The organism is Pseudomonas sp. HY13-MNA-CIBAN-0226, assembly GCF_040310305.1.
Classification (GTDB): Bacteria; Pseudomonadota; Gammaproteobacteria; order Pseudomonadales; family Pseudomonadaceae; genus Aquipseudomonas; species Aquipseudomonas gregormendelii.
In genome coordinates this window covers 1-286 of record NZ_JBEOPS010000159.1, presented here as the reverse complement: position 1 = coordinate 286, position 286 = coordinate 1, and the positions used below count along the sequence as shown (strand labels likewise).

Here is a 286-nt window from a genome sequence, read left to right as displayed (position 1 = left end):
ACCGTACGCCGCGTAATGAGGATTATACGGCGTTTGAAGAGGTACTGGCGCAGTCTGATGTGCTGAGCTTGCATTGTCCATTAAACGAGCAAACCCAGCACCTTATTAATGCAGATACTCTGGCAAAAATGGCTAAGCAACCACTTATCGTCAACGTTGCTCGTGGCGGCGTTGTCGATAGCCAAGCGCTGACCGATGCCATTAATAGCGAGCAAATCATCGGTTATGCTAGCGACGTGTTTGAGCAAGAACCTATCACCGACGAGGATCCACTACTCAGCATTAG

The 286-nt window shown here is 49.3% G+C and carries 1 protein-coding gene; it reads left to right on the top strand.

What is annotated here, in order from left to right:
• On the top strand, positions 1-286 hold a 286-nt coding region (locus AAEZ05_RS28215; RefSeq protein ID WP_350649861.1), incomplete at both ends, for an NAD(P)-dependent oxidoreductase.